The organism is Ruegeria sp. HKCCA4812, assembly GCF_013034245.1.
Lineage (GTDB): Bacteria > Pseudomonadota > Alphaproteobacteria > Rhodobacterales > Rhodobacteraceae > Ruegeria.
This window is the reverse complement of the sequence record NZ_WQFQ01000015.1, coordinates 1-20,000: the sequence shown is the minus strand read 5'-3', so window position 1 is coordinate 20,000 and position 20,000 is coordinate 1. Positions and strand designations below refer to the sequence as shown.

Below are 20,000 nucleotides of genomic sequence, written 5' to 3'. Positions count from 1 at the left end.
CCAGCCGAGCCGGATAAGTGACTAGAACACGTTGGGAAGCGTGGCCATAGCGGGTGACAGCCCCGTATAGGAAGCTTTGACGGACGTATTAAGTAGGGCGGAACACGTGAAATTCTGTCTGAAGATCGGAGGACCACCTTCGAAGGCTAAGTACTCCTTGCTGACCGATAGCGAACCAGTACCGTGAGGGAAAGGTGAAAAGCACCCCGACGAGGGGAGTGAAACAGTACCTGAAACCGAACGCCTACAATCAGTCGGAGGCTCCTTGCGAGCTGACGGCGTACCTTTTGTATAATGGGTCATCGACTTGGTCTCACGAGCAAGCTTAAGCCGTTAGGTGTAGGCGTAGCGAAAGCGAGTCTTAATAGGGCGTATGAGTTCGTGGGATCAGACCCGAAACCGAGTGATCTAGGCATGGCCAGGTTGAAGGTAAGGTAACACTTACTGGAGGACCGAACCCACATCCGTTGAAAAGGATCGGGATGAGCTGTGCCTAGGGGTGAAAGGCCAATCAAACTCGGAGATAGCTGGTTCTCTGCGAAATCTATTTAGGTAGAGCGTCATCCGAATACCCCGGGGGGTAGAGCACTGGATGGGTAATGGGGCCCCACAGGCTTACTGATCCTAACCAAACTCCGAATACCCGGGAGTACTAGATGGCAGACACACTGCGGATGCTAACGTCCGTAGTGGAGAGGGAAACAACCCTGACCTACAGCTAAGGCCCCCAATTCATGGCTAAGTGGGAAAGCAGGTGGGACGACCAAAACAACCAGGAGGTTGGCTTAGAAGCAGCCATCCTTTAAAGATAGCGTAACAGCTCACTGGTCTAAACAAGTTGTCCTGCGGCGAAGATGTAACGGGGCTCAAGCCATGAGCCGAAGCTTAGGATGCCGTAAGGCATGGTAGCAGAGCGTAGTGTGACATAGAACTCATCCTGTATTGCCGCCGGTTATGTGGCGCGAGTAATCGCGCTCAAGTAGCCGAATAGGCGGTAGCGCAGGATAGAGTTCTTTCGATGAAGCCGGCCTGTGAGGGATCCGGTGGAGAGATCACTAGTGAGAATGATGACATGAGTAGCGACAAAGAGTGTGAGAGACACTCTCGCCGAAAGTCCAAGGGTTCCTGCTTAAAGCTAATCTGAGCAGGGTAAGCCGGCCCCTAAGCCGAGGCCGAAAGGCGTAGGCGATGGGAACTAGGTTAATATTCCTAGGCCAGGAGGATGTGACGGATCACAGGTGTAGTTCAATCTTATCGGATTGATTGGGCTGCTGAGTGGTTCCTGGAAATAGCCCTCCATCAGACCGTACCCTAAACCGACACAGGTGGACTGGTAGAGCATACCAAGGCGCTTGAGAGAACGATGTTGAAGGAACTCGGCAAAATACCTCCGTAAGTTCGCGAGAAGGAGGCCCGGTTCCTAGGCAACTAGGGGCTGGGGGCACAAACCAGGGGGTGGCGACTGTTTATTAAAAACACAGGGCTCTGCGAAGTCGCAAGACGACGTATAGGGTCTGACGCCTGCCCGGTGCCTGAAGGTTAAAAGGAGAGGTGAGAGCCTTGAATTGAAGCCCAGGTAAACGGCGGCCGTAACTATAACGGTCCTAAGGTAGCGAAATTCCTTGTCGGGTAAGTTCCGACCTGCACGAATGGCGTAACGACTTCCCCGCTGTCTCCAACATCGACTCAGCGAAATTGAATTGCCTGTCAAGATGCAGGCTTCCCGCGGTTAGACGGAAAGACCCCGTGCACCTTTACTACAGCTTCGCACTGGCATCAGGATTGTGATGTGCAGGATAGGTGGTAGGCTTTGAAACCGTGACGCCAGTCGCGGTGGAGCCTCCCTTGAGATACCACCCTTCGCACTCTTGATGTCTAACCGCGGTCCGTTATCCGGATCCGGGACCCTGCGTGGCGGGTAGTTTGACTGGGGCGGTCGCCTCCTAAAGCGTAACGGAGGCGCGCGAAGGTTGGCTCAGAGCGGTCGGAAATCGCTCGTTGAGTGCAATGGCAGAAGCCAGCCTGACTGCGAGACTGACAAGTCGAGCAGAGTCGAAAGACGGCCATAGTGATCCGGTGGTCCCGAGTGGAAGGGCCATCGCTCAACGGATAAAAGGTACGCCGGGGATAACAGGCTGATACTGCCCAAGAGTCCATATCGACGGCAGTGTTTGGCACCTCGATGTCGGCTCATCTCATCCTGGGGCTGGAGCAGGTCCCAAGGGTACGGCTGTTCGCCGTTTAAAGAGGTACGTGAGCTGGGTTTAGAACGTCGTGAGACAGTTCGGTCCCTATCTGCCGTGGGTGTAGGAGACTTGAGAGGAGTTGCCCCTAGTACGAGAGGACCGGGGTGAACGATCCACTGGTGGACCAGTTGTCGTGCCAACGGCAGTGCTGGGTAGCTATGATCGGACAGGATAACCGCTGAAGGCATCTAAGCGGGAAGCCCCCCTCAAAACAAGGTCTCCCTGAGGGCCGTGGAAGACCACCACGTCAATAGGCCGGAGATGTAAGCGCAGTAATGCGTTCAGTTGACCGGTACTAATCGCCCGATAGGCTTGATTTGATCCAGTAATGGAAAGACAAGACCAAAGCATACACCGACCTTGACAATGGATGATCGTGTCGCACCAAGCGACACTGTTGGTTGATAATTACAACCGTGCGGGAACGCGCATTCGCAAGCGAATACGCTGCCTCCCGCGCGTCGCCTTTTTGCAAAGCAAAAAGAGCGACGTGGGCTTTTCCTCGGTTTGGTGGTCATAGCGCAAGTGAAACACCCGGTCCCATCCCGAACCCGGAAGTTAAGCACTGCCGCGCCAATGGTACTTGGGCTTAAGCCCCGGGAGAGTAGGTCACCGCCAAACCTAGTAAAAGCCCACATCTCTCTAAACGATCAAAAAACAATACCCGGCCTTAAATAGCGCAAGCGATAGGCCAACCAAAGACCTCAAGTAGCGTAAGCGCTAGGTCACAAAAACTGTCGCGGGATGGAGCAGCCCGGTAGCTCGTCAGGCTCATAACCTGAAGGTCGCAGGTTCAAATCCTGCTCCCGCAACCAATAATTCCAGCAGACCGTTCGATCTACAAACAGTCCACTGGACTGTTCGCTAAACGATCAAACCTCGTCAGGCTCACAACCTGAAGGTCAGAGGTTCAAATCCTACTCCCGTAACTAATTCTTAAAGCCACCGTTGGATCCACAAACGTCCTCTGGGCCGTTTGATCCAAAACTAATCCTCAATTGGCTAATAGATTCGAATTGGTTGAACGGTTGGTAGGCATCGATGAGTCAATTCCTGTTTGGACCTGCCCACCGAGCGGAAACAAGGCTCTAAGCGACGGATTTAACTTCATTCGACTTTCGGTGTTAAAGAACTTTGCTTCCAACTCACATGAACTAACAGTAGAAATCACTGCTCAACTCGGTCTCGGCGAAGCGGCTTGCCGGGCTCGAAAATTGCAAAATTTTTCGAAAAACCTTAAACTCAGCAGATTAAGGTCAAAAGCCATTTCCGGTTTTTGACAGCAAAGTCATACGAATACAGAAAATTCTCGGCTGAAATTTATTTCGTGGAGCCAAAAATATGACTGGAAAAAATACCTTTATTGACTTGCACACCCACCTGTTCACGGCGCGATATTTGCCGTTGCACAGTATCTTCTACTTGTTCTTTTCACAGTATTGGCTTTCGCTTGGATTGGCCGTTCTGGCGCTTAGTGTGACCCGCATGAGCGACTTCAGCAGACCCGCGACGGAAGAACCTGATCAGGACGATTTGATCGACGCATTGCTTAATCACGATGTGGACCAGCTTATGCGGGCCATTGCACATCCGGTTCGTGAGAAGATTAGAGAGTTTCAATCGACACCCAACCCCAGCCACCGGGATTGGAAGGACATAGAGGAGCTGATCCGAGCCCTGAACGATATTGACCATGATATCAACTATTCAAGGGCGGGCGACCTCCCAATAGGTGTTCAGCTTGTGGGCGGTGGCAGAATTTCTGACAGGTCCGCTTTTGGAGACAGTGGCACGGACCCTGATTTGCTGGATCGGTTTATGGCCGAGGCCTTCAGGGTCGCTGGTCAAAAAGCGGCGGAAAGCGATTTCTTTCATGAAGCTGAACACATGCGCTCAGGTGGGTTGTACAAACCTGGCTCTGATGCAGGCTTTCGTGCCGCAGGCATTCCAACCGATCAAATCGGTAGCATCTTTCAGTTGCTTGAATTCATTGTCATCATGACCTTGTCCGAGCGAAACCGGTTCAAAGCGCTCAAGAGGGATTTCAAGAAGAATGGTCAGCCGAGTGACCCGGAAGCCAGCCTTTTCGTGGGCGTCCTGCTGGATATGCACCGCGCCTTCGAAAAACTCAAGAAGCCTGGGATGCTTGGGTTCTTACCGCCGTATTTTGACTTCACCGAACAAATGGACCGGATGCAGTTGCTCGCGGCTGAGAACCCGAATGAATTGATCAATTTTGGTGCGGTTGACCCGTTTCGAGGCGGGAACTGGAAACAGATCGTCGATTCAGGCGTTGCACTCGGAATAACGGGCTACAAAATCTATCCGCCCTTGGGGATCCGCCCGATCGATATGCGCGGCTACCAGACCCCGGTCGCCTCTGGGCGAAAGTTTGAAAAGTACAGAGAAAAAGCGCAGAACCCTGCGCCCTACCCGATGGCACAGGCCAAGATGGGTGACATCATTCGCCATTTCTCCAGCCACAACCTGCGTTTGTTTGCCCATTGCAACCCGATGGGGTTTCAGGTGGAGGAAGGATACGGAATCTACTCCGATCCAGCGTTATGGAAGCACGCGATGGAGACCCACAATGCCCGGAACCTTTGGTTGTTCCTGGCTCATGGTGGTGGCGCAAAAGAAGTAGATTGGATGGGATGGGCAGCAGACAACACCCATTTCAAGCAAACATTTGCCTATCGTGCTATTCGCCTCGTTGAGGATTTCGACAATGTCTATCTTGGCTTGGGTCATATTTTGGGAATTCTGGATCCACAGATCAAGCCAAAGATATTCCATCGGCTAAAATCCGTCATAGTCGGCAACAGCACCCCGGGCGCACCGCACCATTTTCGGGACAAAGTGTGTTTTGGAACGGATTGGGCGATGCCCCTGATGGTCGGCAGAACCCGTGAATACCTGATCGAATTTGACACGTTCTTCAGCGATCCACAGATCAGTCCTTTTGCACCTGATTTTTTTGAAGGAAATGCAAAAAGATTCCTGGGTATTTGATGGATTTCCAGGCTGAGAGTGCCTGACCGGCGTCTAAGAAAACCTGAATTTCCGATGGTCCTGTTTCACACGGACTCCCAATACCTGAGGCGATCTCTGAATAATATATTGTGCATTGTAAATACATGTTATGTTGGTTGGGGGGTATTTTTATGAGTCGTATTTTGGAAGAGTCCTATAGGGCTTACGAACCTCGTCCTTTTACTGCGGATCAGCGCAAGGATGTCACCCTGTTGTTTGGTGGGGTCACATGGCGCGCCGAAAAACTGCTGGAAGGCCTGTTCAAAAGTGCGGGTTACAATGCGCAGCGCCTGCCTGATGTGACAGTTGAAGACTTGTACCTGGGGCGTGAACTGGCGGATGTCGGACAGTGCTGCCCAACCGCATTCACAACGGGCAACTTGTCGAGTTTTCTCAGAAACGAAGCCGAGGCTATCGGTGCTGACGAAGTGGCCGAAAAATATGTTTATGTGACCGCCGGAGCCTGCGGGGCCTGCCGTTTCGGTCAATATCACCAAAGCTACGAGCTTGCGCTGAAGAATCTGGGGCTCGAGGCGTTCAGGATGTTTCTGGTTCAGCAGCATGAAATCGATCAGTCGAAAGGCAAAGACGCCGGTTTGCAGACTGATATTCACCTGCTGCTGAGCACGGCCTTGGGCATGATGGCAGCGGATGCCATTCAGGATCTGGAATACCAGCTGCGGCCCTATGAGCTAGAGCAAGGCGCGACCAACCGGGCGGCGCAGAAGGCGGTTTCCGAGATATACGACGCCATGTTGAGTAGGCCGAAGCAAATGCCGAAATGGGGATCGGTCCTGTGGCATTCGACGACCAGACGCTTTCTGAAGGCCATGAGGCGTGCACGCGACCACTTTGAAGACATCCAGCTTGATCGATTGAGGGTCAAGCCCATGGTCAAGATCACCGGCGAGTTCTATCTGGCCACCGCCGAAGGGGTGCAGAACTACAATATGCACAAATGGCTTGAAGGCGAAGGCGCCGAAGTTCAGCCGGCACCGATGGTCGTATGGTTCGATTACCTAATGCGGTATGGCGGACAAAAGCTAAAGCTGGGCTTCGGGATAAAAGACAAAGCGCGTCAGAACTATGCTCTGTTGAAACTTGGGCAGCGCTTTTTCAGGTTCAAATACGATCAGATGCGCCGGATGCTTGGGGGCGTTCCCCGTCCGATGCCCGATCAGGACAAGCTGCGGAAACTGGCGGCTCCTTTTTTTGACAACATGATCAACGGGGGTGAGGGTGATTTGCTGATCGCCAAGGCGATCTGGGCGCATACCCAGCGAAAAGCACATATGATTTGCGAGCTGTCGCCCTATGGCTGCCTTCCCAACACAATGAGCATCGGCGCAATGGCGGCCGTACAGGGCCGGTATCCCGACATGCTCTATGCCCCAATCGAGGTGAAAGGGGACAGCGACGTACACGCTTTGTCGCGGTGCCAGATGGTGCTGGCAGACGCCAAGATCCGCGCGCAGGAGGAATTTGAATCTGCTCTTGCCGCCGCCGGGTTGACTGCGGACGAGGCCAGAAGGCGCGCCAAAGAGCATCCCAAGGTCAACACGCCATTTTGGAAAGTTCCCCATCGTGGCGCCGTGGGTACCGCATCCAATGTCGTGCTTGAGCTGGGAAATGCCACGTTGTGAAATTCGCTGGGGTAGATATTGGATCGACAACTGTAAAAGGCGTCGTGGTAGAAGATGGCGAAGTCATCTGGAAAGCCTATGGTCGTCACAAAACACGCCAGGCCGAGAAAACCCTTGAACTGCTGTCGCAGATGGAGCTGGAGGCCGGCCTGACCGTCGGTCGCGATGTTGTCACGTTTACAGGATCCGGGGCAGGGACACTGGCAGATCATGTGAACGCGCGGCAAATCCAGGAAGTTGTCGCCGTCGCCGCCGCCGTCGAAGCGTTGCATCCGGATGTGCATTTCGTGTCTGAAATTGGCGGTGAAGACATGAAGACGTTGTTCTTCACGCCAACCTCCGCAGGCAAGGCCAAGCAGGTCTATATGCAATCAGCCTGCAGCGGCGGTACGGGCACCTTTATCGAAAAGTCCGCACGAAAACTGAACATTTCCCCGGACGAGCTGACCACTCTGCCATTCGATGGTCAAACCCTTCATCGGATCAGCGCCAAATGCGGGATCTTTGCAGAGACTGACGCAAACAGTCTGGTCAAGGCCGGAGTTCCCAAGACCGAAATCATCGCAAGCTTGTTTGACGCGGTCGTGCGGCAGAACCTGGCGACTTTGACAAAAGGCAACACCCCCACACCATCAGTGCTTTTGCTGGGCGGACCGAACATGTTCTTTCAAGGTCTTCAGCAGGCATGGGCAAGCCATTTGGCCGCGCTCTGGGACGAGCGCAATGTCGTATTGAAAGCAGGACAGAGCGTCACCGATGCAATCCTGGTTCCCGGCGATGCCTTGTACTATGCAAGCCTCGGCTGCGTCGAGATCTCTCGTCGGGAACAAAATATATCCCGGGCCTATTCCGGCACGGATGGCCTGAAATGGTGGGTGGAAACAGGCCAGCACGGTGAAAAGGCCAAGACCGGGCAAGAGGCCTTGGCCCGGAACGGTGAACTCGTCCGGTTCCTTGAGGATTTTACCCAACCCGTGATCCAAATGCCCCAGCCCGTTGCGGCCGAGACATACTATGTCGGGTGCGATTTCGGCAGCACCACGGTCAAGGCGGTGGCGTTGGACCGCGACGCGGAAATCAAGGCTTCGGTCTATCAGCACAGTCAGGGAAACCCGATCGAAGATGCCAAGTCCGTTTTCCGCAAGTTGCGTGACGCAGGAATCGAGAATATCGGCGCTCTTGGCCTGACGGGGTATGGGAAAGATCTGCTGAAGGATATTTTGGGGGCGGACGTGCCAGTGGTTGAGACGGTCGCACATGCGGCTGCTGCCATGCACATACATCCCGAAGCAGACGCGATATGCGACGTTGGTGGAACCGATGTCAAAATCATGCTGTTGCGGCAGAAAGCGGTCGTCGATTTTCGGCTCAATTCCCAATGTTCTTCCGGCAATGGGGCGTTTCTTCAAGGCGTTGCCGAACGCTATGATGTCCGGCTTGAGGACTATGCCGAAAAAGCCTTCAGCGCCAAGCGGATGCCGAAACTGATGATGGGGTGCGGCGTGTTCCTTCAGTCCGACATCGTGAACCAGCAACGCAAAGGGTGGGCGGCAGAAGAAATCATGGCAAGCCTTGCTGCGGTCCTGCCCCTGAATGTTTGGATCTATGCCGGGCAGTTTCAGAACCTCAAGGCCATCGGCAGGAAGTTTGTCCTGCAAGGTGGAACACATCGAAACCTGGCCGTCGTCAAAGCCCAGATCGATTTCATCAGGGGTAAAATTCCTGACGCGGAAATTACCGTGCACCCTCATGCTGGCGAGGCTGGCGCGTTGGGCGCCGCCCTTCTTGCGCTTGAACATGTGAACACCGGGCAAACGTCCCGGTTCGTCGGGCACGACCGCGTCGAAGAGTTGGAATATGTCAGTACAACCAACAGCAAAACCACCTGCAAGTGGTGTGCGATGAACTGTAGCCGGGCCTTTGTGGATGTTCAGATCCCCGGCGGTCGTGGCCGGGCAAACAGCAAGGTTCCTCTGGCGGAAGGGTGGGAGCGGGTGATTACCGGCAATTCTTGCTCGAAAGGGTTGATTGAAGACGCAGCCGAGATGAAAGCGCGAAAAAAGCAAATCGACGAGGAAGCGAATGCCAATCCAAATATTGCAGAAAGCGTTCGCGAAGGCGCCTTTCGCTAAGTCCAAACCACCCAAGCGGGATTTTCGGATCGGCATCCCTCGGGTCCTGAACCAGTGGTCGACGCACAGGTTTTGGACGACATTGTTCGTTGAACTGGGAATAGGTCGCCGCAATATCGTCTATTCGTCGGACACGTCGGAAGCACAGCAGCTGAAATTCGGAAAAGGGCGTGGTGCTGTTGATTGCTGTTACCCCGTCAAGTGCATGTCTGGCCACTATGGTGAATTGCTGGACGGGCAAAAGCGCCCCATTGATATCCTGTTCGTTCCCATAATCCTGACTGTCCCATCCTTTTTGCGGGGTCATGTCCGGGAAAACATGGCCTGCCCACGCGTCATTGCCGGCCCCGAAAGTACTCGAGCTGGATTTCGGCGGGAAAAGGACGTGTTCAAGGAACTGGGCGTATGTTATCTTTCGCCGGCCGTGTCCCTGGCAGACCCACAAATTGCGACCCGGCAGTTGTACGACGCCCTGAAGGGTGTAATCACCGACTTGCGCTTGGCTGAACTGCGCGCTGCGGTTGCCAAAGCCTATGACGCCCTTCAAGAGTTTGATCAGAGTCTGCGGCGGCAAAGTCTGGCGGTACTGTCCGAATGCGCCACACAACATCGACCTTGCATCCTGGCCTTGGGCCGCCCTTACCACATGGACACCGGAATTGGCCACGCCATTGAAAGTGAGTTGCAGGCCTTTGGTTATCCGATCCTCTGGGGTCAGTACCTGCCATTGGACGCAGAGATACTGGATTGGTTATACGGCGATCTGATCAAAGCTGGCCGAATTCAAAGCCCTTTTGACATTTCGGATATTTGGAAAACATCCCACAGCGCAAACACCAACGAACTTCTTTGGGCTGCACGCTATGGATCCATTATGCCGTGGATAACCTGTTCAATCCGGTTCTCCAGTTATGAATGCGGAATGGATCAGCCGACTTATTCACCAGTCCAGGAAATTACCGAAGCGCTTGGAACGCTTTTCTTCGTGTTTCAGGATCTCGATGAGACGAAACCTGCCGGATCTGTTCGAATTCGTGTGGAAACCATTGCTTACTATCTGGAACAGAAATCACCGAAAATCATTCAGAGCAAGCTGGAGGCCCTGAAAACTGCACCACCTGAATTACTGTTGCCAACTTGATCCAATGGCCGGTTTTCAGGGTGGTAGGGCGCCCGTTTGCGGGCGCGAGGCCAAAAGCGGTTCAGGCTGTGTTGGCGTCGCGACGCGAAAGTAGCTTCTGAACAAACAACCTGGGGCTTATCGACTAAGATGGGGATTTGGGGGATATTTCGCATAGAGTTGGCGCGGGGGCGATGCTTTGCTGAAACACATTGTGGACTCTGAAAATCCGATCGACGATGGAAAAATAAAACGAAAGATGCAGGTTGTTAACGTTGCTGCCTTTATTGCGTCGCTTGGGTTCGGTTTCACAGCTTTCTACCAGTTCCAACTTGGGCCAGACTGGAGATATCTCGCATGGGTAAACTTTGGTCTTGGCTTCGCGGCGCTTTTGACGATGACGCTGGATCGCTTCGGCCTTGAGGTCAAAGTCGCTTATTTTACAGTGTGGTTGTTCCTGTTTCTGGCCCATGACATCAGCGTCGGCAAAAACGGTGAAGATCATCTGGTCTTGCTTGTCGGCCCGCCCTTGCTTTTTTATTTTCTAGGGGCCGCATATTGGCGTTGGATCACTTTGATAACGATCCTCAGCGCAGCTTTGTTTATTTATATATCGCTTGTCGTTCCTTTGCACATACCGCCTGGCGAAACGATTTGGGAAATAATTGCGCAGTCCTATCGAAACGGATTTGTAAGGCAACCTCAGGATGTTATTTTCATTGTGCTGATTTTGGGAATCGTCTCGGCGCTTTTTTTCACCTCCTATTCTGCAAATGCCGCAATAGATCGTTACGAAGATGCTTTGGAAAAGGAATTTGCTGTTTCCGAGCGGTTGATAAATGTTCTGCTGCCTTCACGTATTGCCAAGCGCATCAAAGCACATCCGGACAGGCTAATTGCTGAAAGAATTGATGACGCTACAATTTTGTTTTCTGATTTGTCTGGATTTTCTGAATTCGCGGCCGCCAATGGGGCAAGGGCGACGGTCAAATTGCTGGGCTCCGTGTTCTCAGCATTCGATGAACTGGTTTTGAGCTACAAGCTGGAGAAAATCAAAACCATCGGTGACAGTTACATGGTTGCAGGTGGTCTGGACCCCTCGGTCAAAGAGGCGCAACCGGATTCGGTTCGCATGGCGGCGTTGGCGATTGATATGATTGCGACGGTCGAGCGGGTGACAGACAATCTGCATCCAAAGGTGTCCCTGCGGGTCGGAATTCACAAAGGCCCGGTAATCGCAGGTGTAATCGGCGGCGACAAACCGTTTTTTGACGTTTGGGGTGATACAGTCAACATCGCTTCAAGAATGGAAAGCACCGGAGAGCCCGGGCGCGTTCAAATCTCACCCGAAGTAAGAGACGAGATAGCCGAATATGTGGATTGCGAGAGACGAGAGGTTATCAATATCAAGGGAAATGGTGAAATCCAACCGTATTGGCTGCTGAAAGTCCACGACAAACCTGTGACTTCACACTCGTCCGAGCGGCTCATCAAAGGCTGAAAACCTTATCTTCTCGGTGAAACGTCCCAAGGTCAGTGCGGGTTCAATCAGTGACTGGACTGGGGCGAACCTGAGTCAGTTCAAACAACAGATCACATGGAGGTAGGTGCAGGTCGCAGCCGGATGGCCTGTTGAGACGGTGGGGGCATGCCTTTGACGCCAGACCTTCTTTCAAGAGCGAGCCGCCGGGTGAAAACCCCGGCGGCCCGGACCGTGGCGCTTTACGGTGAAACTGGGACAACCGTAGTCAACGGTTTCATGCGGCGACTTCCTGCTCGGGCGCGCTGAGCGAGATGACAAGCACCACGGCCGCACCGTTCAACCAGTAAAACACCGCATCCAGTCCTGAGAACCCCAGAATGCTGGGTGCAAACAGGAAGGTGATGCCGACAATCAAATCTACGGCCAGATGGAACTTGTAGGGAAGGACCCGCCAAATCCCAAGGTGGTGATCCGTCAGTACCGTCAGAACAAATGCAGCAACACCGGTGACAACCGACAGCCACAGGGCCAGGGCGTTGGATTCGCCCAATCCCAAAAGGAACGGCAACGTCATGAGGGCAATGGCGACAGGGTAGTCGAGGTAAGCATGGACAGAGCGGGTAACGAAACGCAGGGGCATGAGATCTTCCTTTTCTCAATCAATGATAAAGGGAAGGTAGGACGCCCAAGCCGAACGCTGAATTCCTGATCGTCTCTGATACTATGCAGTTCGTTCAAAAAACTTGGGGGATCAATGCATCGCTCGGTACGCAGCCGGTGATAGCCCAACCTGTTTCTTGAACACGCGTGAGAAAGCCGCCTCGGAGGCATACCCGACCTCGGCCGCTGCATCTGCCACGTTCCAACGTGCCTCGGTCAGGCCGTGGCACGCGATCTGTATCCGCCAATCCGTGAGGTACTGCATCGGCGTAGTACCCATCTTTTCAGCGAAAAGCTGAGCAAAGGCAGTGCGCGACATACCCGCCACACGTGCCAAAGACGCGACGCTCCAGTCCTTGGCCGGGGCCTGATGGAACGCGGTCAAGGCCCGCGAGATTCGCTGATCAGCAAATCCTGCCAATGCGGAATCCTGTGGGCTCTGACGCTCCAGATAGGCCCGGATCGCCTGAGCGAACAGGGCCTCGGACAGTTTCAGCGCGATCAGGTCGCCACCGATTTTTGCGCCTGAAACCTCAGACCCGATCATGCGCAGGGTGGCTTCTATCCACGATCCGGCCTCTTCGCCATAATTCTCGATCAGGATATAGGGCGGCAGGCGGTCGATCAGCATATGCCCGGTGCCGTTTCGGCCGGCCGGGCCGGAAAAAGAGAAATGACCACAGATCAGCTGTGTATCCCGTTCCTCGTCATCACCGCCATAGACCAGCACGCCTTCGCCTGTGTAGCCCGCGCGCTCCAGCACCTGCTCCAGGGGCAATGCGTCCAACGGCTTGACCTCGGCACAGAGCAATGCGTGCGGCGCCCCGTGGGGGATCAGGATCAGGTCCCCCTGCCTCAACCGCAGGGTCTCCCCCGTGGTCGAGACATGAACCTTGAGCTCACCACGCTGCACAAAATGAAACCGCGCCACGTTTTCGAATCCCGGCACCTGAATTCCGAAGGGCGGTGTGAATGACGTGCGGAAGTAAAACGTGCCGCGGAGGGAAAGGCGGGTGAGAATATCGCTGAGAAGGTCCAACATGTGCCGAAGATACGCATTCTGTGCAATCCGTCCAGATGGCCGAACGGTTTGCACAAATAATTGCACGTTTGGCAACAAAAAGCCCCCGACAAAGCGGGGGCAACAGCTTACGAGCGAACCAGTTTCTCGTAGTCTTCGGCGATTTGGCGGGTCAGGTCGCCGACCTCGAATGTATATTCGCCGATCTGTCCGACAGGCGTGACCTCGGCCGCGGTACCGGTCAGCCAGCACTGTTCGAAGTCAGCCATTTCTTCGGGCTTGATGCGGCGCTCATGCACGGTGATGCCCTTGTCTTTCAGCATCTGGATCACCGTCTGGCGGGTGATGCCGTTCAGGAAGCAGTCTGCCAGCGGGGTGTGCACCTCGCCATCCTTGACGAAAAACACGTTTGCGCCGGTGGCCTCGGCGACATATCCGCGCCAGTCCATGAACAATGCGTCCGAGCATCCTTTGGCCTCGGCCTTGTGCTTGGAAATGGTGCAAATCATGTAAAGACCCGCCGCCTTGGCATGGACCGGGATGGTTTCCGGGCTGGGGCGTTTCCATTCGGCGATGTCCAGCTTGGCACCCTGCATCTTGGCATCGCCGTAATAGGCGCCCCAAGGCCAGACTGCGATGGCCATGCGCACCGGATTGCGCGCCGAGGCCACGCCCATATCCTCGCCCGAGCCACGCCAGACCAGCGCCCGCACATACGCGTCCTGCAAACCGCTGGCTTTCAGCGCTTCTTCCTTGGCGGCTTCGATTTCATCAACCGAATAAGGCATCGGCATGTCCAGCGCTTCGGCCGAGGCGATCAGACGCTGGGAATGTTCGCGGCTTTTGAAGATCTTGCCGTTGTATGCGCGCTCGCCTTCGAATACCGATGACGCATAGTGCATTGCGTGGGTCAGAATGTGCACATTGGCCTCACGCCAGGGCACCAGCTTACCATCCATCCAAATGGTGCCATCACGATCATCATACCCCGCCATGCGAAACCTCCTGAACCGGGTTGAGTTTTCGATTGTTGCGCGATTTAGGTCCGGTGCGGACATAATATTGCGCAAAAACTGCAATTCGATACCGCTCTACTCTTGGAATGTCAATAACGCTGACATAAACTCGGCCCGGTAGTAACGAATGAGGCATGATATGTCCGACATCCGTCCGGCCCCGCGTTATGGGGGCGAGAGCCTTTTGTTTTTGACCGATGAGCAATTGAGGCAGGGGATCGAGGCCATGTTCTTCGCCTATCGTGGCTTTACGGCTGATCCCGATCGCATCCTCGCAGAGATGGCCTATGGCCGCGCCCACCATCGGGCAATCCACTTCATCAACCGCGCGCCGGGCACGACGGTCAACAATTTGTTGGCCATCCTTGGCGTAACAAAACAGTCTCTGAACAGGGTTTTGCGAACCTTGATCGAGGATGGTTTGGTGGAAAGCCGCGTGGGTACAGTGGACAAACGAGAACGCCACCTATTTCTGACGGAAAAGGGGCAGTCGCTGGAAACCACGTTGTCGGATGCTCAGCGGGCCAGAATGCGCGCCGCCTACAAGGATGCCGGTCCCGAAGCCGTGGCTGGATTTCGCAAAGTGCTTGAAGCAATGATGGATGCTGATATGCGTCATGCCTATACGAAACTTCGGGATACGACCACATGAGCGATATGGATGCCCATCTGCTGATTGTTGACGACGACGAGCGCATTCGTGATCTGCTCAAGAAGTTTTTGATGCGAAACGGGTTTCTGGTTACTGCGGCACGGGATGCGGCCCACGCGCGGCGCGTATTGTCGGGGTTGGATTTCGACATGATCGTCATGGACGTGATGATGCCGGGCGAGGATGGTGTCAGTCTGACCCGCGCTTTGCGGGAAACGCATACGACACCGATCCTGCTGCTGACAGCAAAGGGCGAGACGGAACACCGGATCGCGGGCCTCGAGGCTGGGGCGGATGATTACCTGGCAAAACCGTTCGAGCCGAAAGAGCTGCTGTTGCGGATCAATGCGATCCTGCGCCGGATGCCGGAAACACCGGCAGAAGAAACCACGGCGAAGATCCTGAACCTCGGGCCCATCCGCTATGACATTGAACGCGGCGAGATGTGGCAGGGCGAAGATCCGGTCCGTCTGACCGCAACCGAAAGCCAGTTGATGAAGATATTTTCGGCCCAGCCCGGAGAGCCGATCAGCCGCGCCAAGCTGGTCGAGGATCTGGGGCGCGACAAAGGTCAGGCGCAGGAGCGCGCAGTGGATGTGCAGATCACGCGCCTTCGACGCAAAATCGAACAGGACCCCAAGCAGCCACGCTATTTGCAGACTGTGCGGGGCGCAGGGTATATGCTTGCGCCGGATTGAGATGCCGCTGCGCGGCGTTTTTTGACCTTCGGCGAGGATATTTGTAGTCAGATGAAGATGGGATCCCAATGACAACCGCCCTTTTGACCCACGCCGATTGTCTGGGCCATGTGACACCTGACGGGCACCCGGAGCGGGTGGCGCGGCTGGAGCATATTCTGCATGCATTGGAAGCGCTGGAGCTGAAGCGGGTGACGGCTCCGATGGCTGCGGATGACGATCTTCTGCGCATTCACCCCGAGAGCTATGTTCGCGACATTCGGGCCGCGCGCCCTGCGGACGGGTTCGCACAGATCGACGGGGATACGTTCCTGTCTCCGGGATCGGTGGACGCAGCTTACCGCGCGGCGGGTGCGGTGGTGCGGGCCGTTGATCTGGTTTTGAGCGGTGAAGCCTCGAACGCATTCTGTGCCATTCGCCCGCCGGGGCACCACGCGGAATTCGAAACGGCCATGGGCTTTTGCCTGTTTGGAAATGCAGCATTGGCGGCGAAACACGCGCTGGACCATCACGGTTTGAAACGTGTGGCCGTGGTCGACTTCGACGTGCATCACGGCAATGGAACCCAGGACCTGTTGTGGGATGAAGCGCGGGCTTTGGTGATAACCAGTCAGCAGATGCCTTTGTGGCCCGGATCGGGCCGGCCCGAGGAAACGGGTGTTTACGATACGGTTCTCAACATCCCTCTGGCGCCCGACAGTGGTGGCGCCGAGATGCGTGCCGCCTATGAAACGAAGGCCTTTCCGCGCTTGCGGGCCTTCAGGCCGGAACTGATTATCATTTCCGCAGGGTTCGACGCCCATCAGGACGACCCGCTGGCCAATCTGAACTGGGCCACTGATGACTTCGCCTGGATCACCGCAGAGCTGTGCAGGATTGCTGACGAGGTTTGCGACGGTCGTATCGTCTCGACTCTGGAAGGCGGGTATGATCTGAACGCACTGGCCCAGGCCACACGCGCCCATGTGGAAGAATTGATAAAGGCAGCCCGATGACCCAGACCCCCGTAGACCAGATGACATTCGAACAGGCGATGAAAGAGCTTGAAGCCGTAGTTGGCCAGCTGGAACGTGGCGATGTCGCGCTGGATCAATCAATTGCGCTGTACGAACGCGGCGCGGAGCTGAAAAAGCGGTGCGAGGAGGAGTTGAAGCGCGCGGAAGAAAAAGTCGCAGCGATCACTCTGGACGCCAGTGGTCAGCCGACCGGTACGACGCCTGTCGAAGGTATGTGAATGTTCCCCGAAAGACTTGCGCAGGATGCTGCCAGCATTCAAAGCCATTTTGATCTGGTTTTGGGCGCGTTTGCAGACGTGGATGTCACCCGGGCCATGGCATATGCCACCCGAGGCGGAAAGCGGTTGCGCGGATTTCTGGCATTGGAAAGTGCCCGACTGCATGATGTTGAAGAAGACCGGGCGATCTGGCCGGCTACGGCCATAGAGGCGCTGCACGCTTATTCCCTGGTGCATGACGACCTGCCCTGCATGGATGACGATGACCTGCGCCGCGGGCGGCCCACCGTTCACGTAGAGTGGGATGAGGGCACGGCTGTTCTCGCCGGGGATGCCCTTCAGACGCTTGCTTTTGAACTTTGCACCTGTTCGCAGGTTGGGTCCGCAGACATTCGCGCAGACCTTGCCCTGACCCTGGCCAAAGCCAGCGGCGCACAAGGTATGGTGCTGGGACAGGCGCTGGACATTGCCGCGGAAACGGCCGCCGAACCGCTGTCGCTGGACGAAATCACGCGTCTTCAGGCCGGAAAGACAGGCGCCCTGATCGAGTGGTCAGCCTGCGTTGGCGCCGTTATGGCCCGATCCGATCCTGACCCGTTGCGCCGATATGCCCGGGCAATGGGTCTTGCTTTTCAGATCGCAGATGACATCCTTGACATTGAAGGCGATGCCCAAAAGGCGGGCAAGCGATTGCAAAAAGATACTGAGGCAGGGAAAGCCACTTTTGTTTCGCTTTTGGGTCTGCCTGCTGCCAAAGCCCGCGCAAGTGAGCTGGTGGATCAGGCCTGCGCCGCTTTGGACGGGTTTGGTCCGAAGGCGGAAACCTTGAAGGAAGCCGCCCGCTTCGTTATTGCCCGGGACAGCTAAGCCAGGAACGCGCCACATGTCTGACCGCCCCAATACGCCCCTGCTGGATCTTGTGAACCGCCCTGCGGATCTCAAGCAGTTCTCGGACGCGCAACTGCACCAGGTCGCACAGGAGTTGCGGGCCGAAACAATTTCCGCGGTTGCCGTCACCGGCGGGCATCTGGGGGCTGGCTTGGGGGTTGTTGAACTGACCACCGCGTTGCACGCCGTGTTTGATACGCCCCGAGACAAGATCATCTGGGATGTGGGTCATCAGTGTTATCCGCACAAAATCCTGACCGAACGACGTGATCGCATCCGCACATTGCGCATGAAAGGTGGGCTCAGCGGCTTCACCAAGCGCAGCGAAAGCCCCTATGACCCATTTGGCGCGGCGCATTCCAGCACGTCGATCAGCGCTGCTTTGGGCTTTGCTGTTGCGCGGGATCTGGGTGGTGTAACGCCCGAAGGGTTGGGCGACGCAATTGCGGTGATCGGCGATGGTTCGATGTCTGCGGGCATGGCCTTTGAAGCGATGAACAATGCAGGCCACCTGAAAAAGCGTCTGATCGTCATTCTGAACGATAACGAAATGAGCATCGCGCCGCCAGTTGGTGCGTTGTCCAGCTATTTGTCGCGTATCTATTCCGAAGAACCGTTTCACGATCTGAAAGCCGCTGCAAAAGGCGCTGTCTCATTGCTGCCCGAGCCGTTCCGGGAGGGCGCCAAGCGCGCCAAAGAGATGCTGAAAGGCATGGCGGTGGGCGGCACGCTGTTCGAAGAGCTTGGGTTTTCCTATCTCGGCCCGATAGATGGCCATGACATGGACCAGCTGCTGCCTGTTCTGCGTACGGTCAAATCAAGGGCAACCGGGCCGATTCTGATCCATGTATTGACGAAAAAAGGCAAGGGGTATGCCCCCGCCGAACAGGCCCGCGACAAAGGCCATGCCACGGCCAAGTTCGATGTGGTTACTGGAGAACAAAAGAAGGCACCTTCAAACGCGCCCTCTTATACGTCTGTATTTGGCAAGGTGCTGGTGGATGAGGCCGCGCGTGACGACAAGATCGTTGCCGTGACCGCTGCCATGCCCGACGGAACTGGCCTCAACCTGTTCGCCGAGCGCTATCCGTCACGTTGCTTTGATGTGGCGATTGCCGAACAGCACGGCGTGACGTTTTCGGCTGCGCTTGCCGCAGGAGGAATGAAGCCGTTCTGCGCAATGTATTCGACCTTTCTCCAGCGTGGTTACGACCAGGTGGTACATGACGTGGCGATTCAGCGCCTGCCCGTACGTTTTGCAATCGACCGGGCAGGTTTGGTTGGGGCTGACGGCGCCACCCATGCGGGATCGTTCGACATTGCCTATCTGGCCAACCTGCCCGGTATGGTCGTCATGGCTGCCGCAGACGAGGCCGAGCTGATGCATATGGTGGCGACCGCCGCCGCGCATGACGAAGGCCCCATTGCGTTCCGGTATCCGCGCGGCGAAGGTGTCGGGGTGGACTTGCCCGAACGCGGCGAGGTTCTGGAAATCGGCAAGGGCCGCGTTATCCGGGAAGGTGCGCGGGTGGCTCTGCTTTCATTCGGTACACGTCTGGCAGAGGTTCAGAAGGCGGCGGAATCCCTTTCAGCCAAAGGCATAACGCCCACGATTGCCGACGCTCGTTTTGCCAAACCTCTTGACCGTGACCTGATCCTGGATCTGGTGTCCCGCCACGAGGCGTTGATCACCATAGAAGAAGGGGCCGTTGGCGGTTTTGGCAGCCATGTCGCTCAACTTTTGGCGGATGAAGGTGTATTTGATCGGGGGCTGAAATACCGCTCGATGGTTTTGCCTGATATCTTCATCGATCAAGCCAGCCCCGCGGACATGTATGCGGTGGCCGGCATGAATGCCGAGCATATCGAAGCGAAAGTTCTGGATGTTCTGGGTGTTGCCTCGATCGGAGAGAAACGCGCTTAGCGTGCCTGTCGGCAGGGCAGCGGACGTTGCGAGGGCCGAAATCCGTTTGACTTGGATTTATCTGGTGCCGCTGAGGGAAATCCAAAACCAAAATCTTGGAGCACCACGGAACACTCATGTTTTCTGACCATATCTAAAATACGTTTCGATGTTTCACGCTATTCCGTTCTGCACCACTATACCCCATAGCTAGGGTCAGGATGCATTATTTTTTGCTGCGCTGCGTGACTCGCGGCTCCCAGAACGGAGC

Annotated in this window: 14 protein-coding genes, 1 tRNA gene and 2 rRNA genes (1 of these 17 running past the window's edge); 14 read left to right on the top strand and 3 right to left on the bottom strand. The window is 55.5% G+C overall.

The window, feature by feature from the left end; genetic code table 11:
* From GOW04_RS21280 to GOW04_RS21245, 8 genes are all read left to right on the top strand, one after another.
* Positions 1 to 2,566 (top strand): 23S ribosomal RNA (locus GOW04_RS21280) (it extends 300 nt beyond the left edge of the window).
* A 186-nt stretch (positions 2,567 to 2,752) separates the two neighbouring features.
* Positions 2,753 to 2,867, top strand: a 5S ribosomal RNA gene (rrf, locus tag GOW04_RS21275).
* Between the two features lie 117 nt (positions 2,868 to 2,984).
* A tRNA-Met gene (locus GOW04_RS21270) sits at positions 2,985 to 3,061 on the top strand.
* Between the two features lie 640 nt (positions 3,062 to 3,701).
* The gene (locus GOW04_RS21265; protein ID WP_171233944.1) at positions 3,702 to 5,258 is read left to right on the top strand and encodes a hypothetical protein; all 1,557 of its coding nucleotides are present in this window, start codon (positions 3,702 to 3,704) and stop codon (positions 5,256 to 5,258) included.
* Positions 5,259 to 5,410: 152 nt separating this feature from the next.
* Positions 5,411 to 6,922: a hypothetical protein gene (locus GOW04_RS21260; RefSeq protein WP_171233943.1), complete on the top strand. Its 1,512-nt coding sequence runs from the start codon at positions 5,411 to 5,413 to the stop codon at positions 6,920 to 6,922.
* Entirely contained in the window at positions 6,919 to 9,054 is a 2,136-nt protein-coding gene (locus tag GOW04_RS22335) for a BadF/BadG/BcrA/BcrD ATPase family protein (protein ID WP_171233942.1), read from the top strand. Before GOW04_RS21260 ends, GOW04_RS22335 begins: the two co-directional genes overlap by 4 nt.
* On the top strand, positions 9,005 to 10,195 hold the full coding sequence (locus GOW04_RS21250; protein WP_171233941.1) for an acyl-CoA dehydratase activase-related protein: 1,191 nt from the start codon (positions 9,005 to 9,007) through the stop codon (positions 10,193 to 10,195). Before GOW04_RS22335 ends, GOW04_RS21250 begins: the two co-directional genes overlap by 50 nt.
* Before the next feature lie 178 nt (positions 10,196 to 10,373).
* Positions 10,374 to 11,675: an adenylate/guanylate cyclase domain-containing protein gene (locus tag GOW04_RS21245; protein WP_171233940.1), complete on the top strand. Its 1,302-nt coding sequence runs from the start codon at positions 10,374 to 10,376 to the stop codon at positions 11,673 to 11,675.
* Positions 11,676 to 11,931: 256 nt separating this feature from the next.
* Here GOW04_RS21245 and GOW04_RS21240 read toward each other — a convergent pair whose 3' ends face one another.
* From GOW04_RS21240 to GOW04_RS21230, 3 genes are all read right to left on the bottom strand, one after another.
* Entirely contained in the window at positions 11,932 to 12,297 is a 366-nt protein-coding gene (locus GOW04_RS21240; protein WP_171233939.1) for a hypothetical protein, read from the bottom strand.
* A gap of 111 nt (positions 12,298 to 12,408) precedes the next feature.
* Positions 12,409 to 13,359 carry an AraC family transcriptional regulator gene (locus GOW04_RS21235; RefSeq protein ID WP_171233938.1) on the bottom strand — a complete coding sequence of 317 codons (951 nt, stop codon included), beginning with the start codon at positions 13,357 to 13,359 and terminating at the stop codon, positions 12,409 to 12,411.
* A 107-nt stretch (positions 13,360 to 13,466) separates the two neighbouring features.
* Positions 13,467 to 14,333, bottom strand: coding sequence for a branched-chain amino acid aminotransferase (locus GOW04_RS21230; RefSeq protein WP_152459689.1), 867 nt, complete (start codon positions 14,331 to 14,333; stop codon positions 13,467 to 13,469).
* A gap of 160 nt (positions 14,334 to 14,493) precedes the next feature.
* On the opposite strand from GOW04_RS21230, the gene GOW04_RS21225 reads away from it, so the two are divergent.
* From GOW04_RS21225 to dxs, 6 genes are all read left to right on the top strand, one after another.
* The gene (locus GOW04_RS21225) at positions 14,494 to 15,006 is read left to right on the top strand and encodes a MarR family winged helix-turn-helix transcriptional regulator (RefSeq protein ID WP_152459690.1); all 513 of its coding nucleotides are present in this window, start codon (positions 14,494 to 14,496) and stop codon (positions 15,004 to 15,006) included.
* Positions 15,003 to 15,704: a response regulator gene (locus tag GOW04_RS21220; protein ID WP_152459691.1), complete on the top strand. Its 702-nt coding sequence runs from the start codon at positions 15,003 to 15,005 to the stop codon at positions 15,702 to 15,704. Before GOW04_RS21225 ends, GOW04_RS21220 begins: the two co-directional genes overlap by 4 nt.
* 68 nt (positions 15,705 to 15,772) lie before the next feature.
* A complete protein-coding gene (locus tag GOW04_RS21215; RefSeq protein WP_171233937.1) occupies positions 15,773 to 16,699 on the top strand; it encodes a histone deacetylase family protein in 927 nt (308 codons plus the stop codon).
* On the top strand, positions 16,696 to 16,938 hold the full coding sequence (locus GOW04_RS21210; protein ID WP_171233936.1) for an exodeoxyribonuclease VII small subunit: 243 nt from the start codon (positions 16,696 to 16,698) through the stop codon (positions 16,936 to 16,938). Before GOW04_RS21215 ends, GOW04_RS21210 begins: the two co-directional genes overlap by 4 nt.
* Entirely contained in the window at positions 16,939 to 17,805 is an 867-nt protein-coding gene (locus tag GOW04_RS21205) for a polyprenyl synthetase family protein (protein WP_171233935.1), read from the top strand.
* A gap of 16 nt (positions 17,806 to 17,821) precedes the next feature.
* Positions 17,822 to 19,750, top strand: coding sequence for a 1-deoxy-D-xylulose-5-phosphate synthase (gene dxs, locus GOW04_RS21200; protein ID WP_171233934.1), 1,929 nt, complete (start codon positions 17,822 to 17,824; stop codon positions 19,748 to 19,750).
* The last annotated feature ends 250 nt before the right edge of the window (positions 19,751 to 20,000 follow it).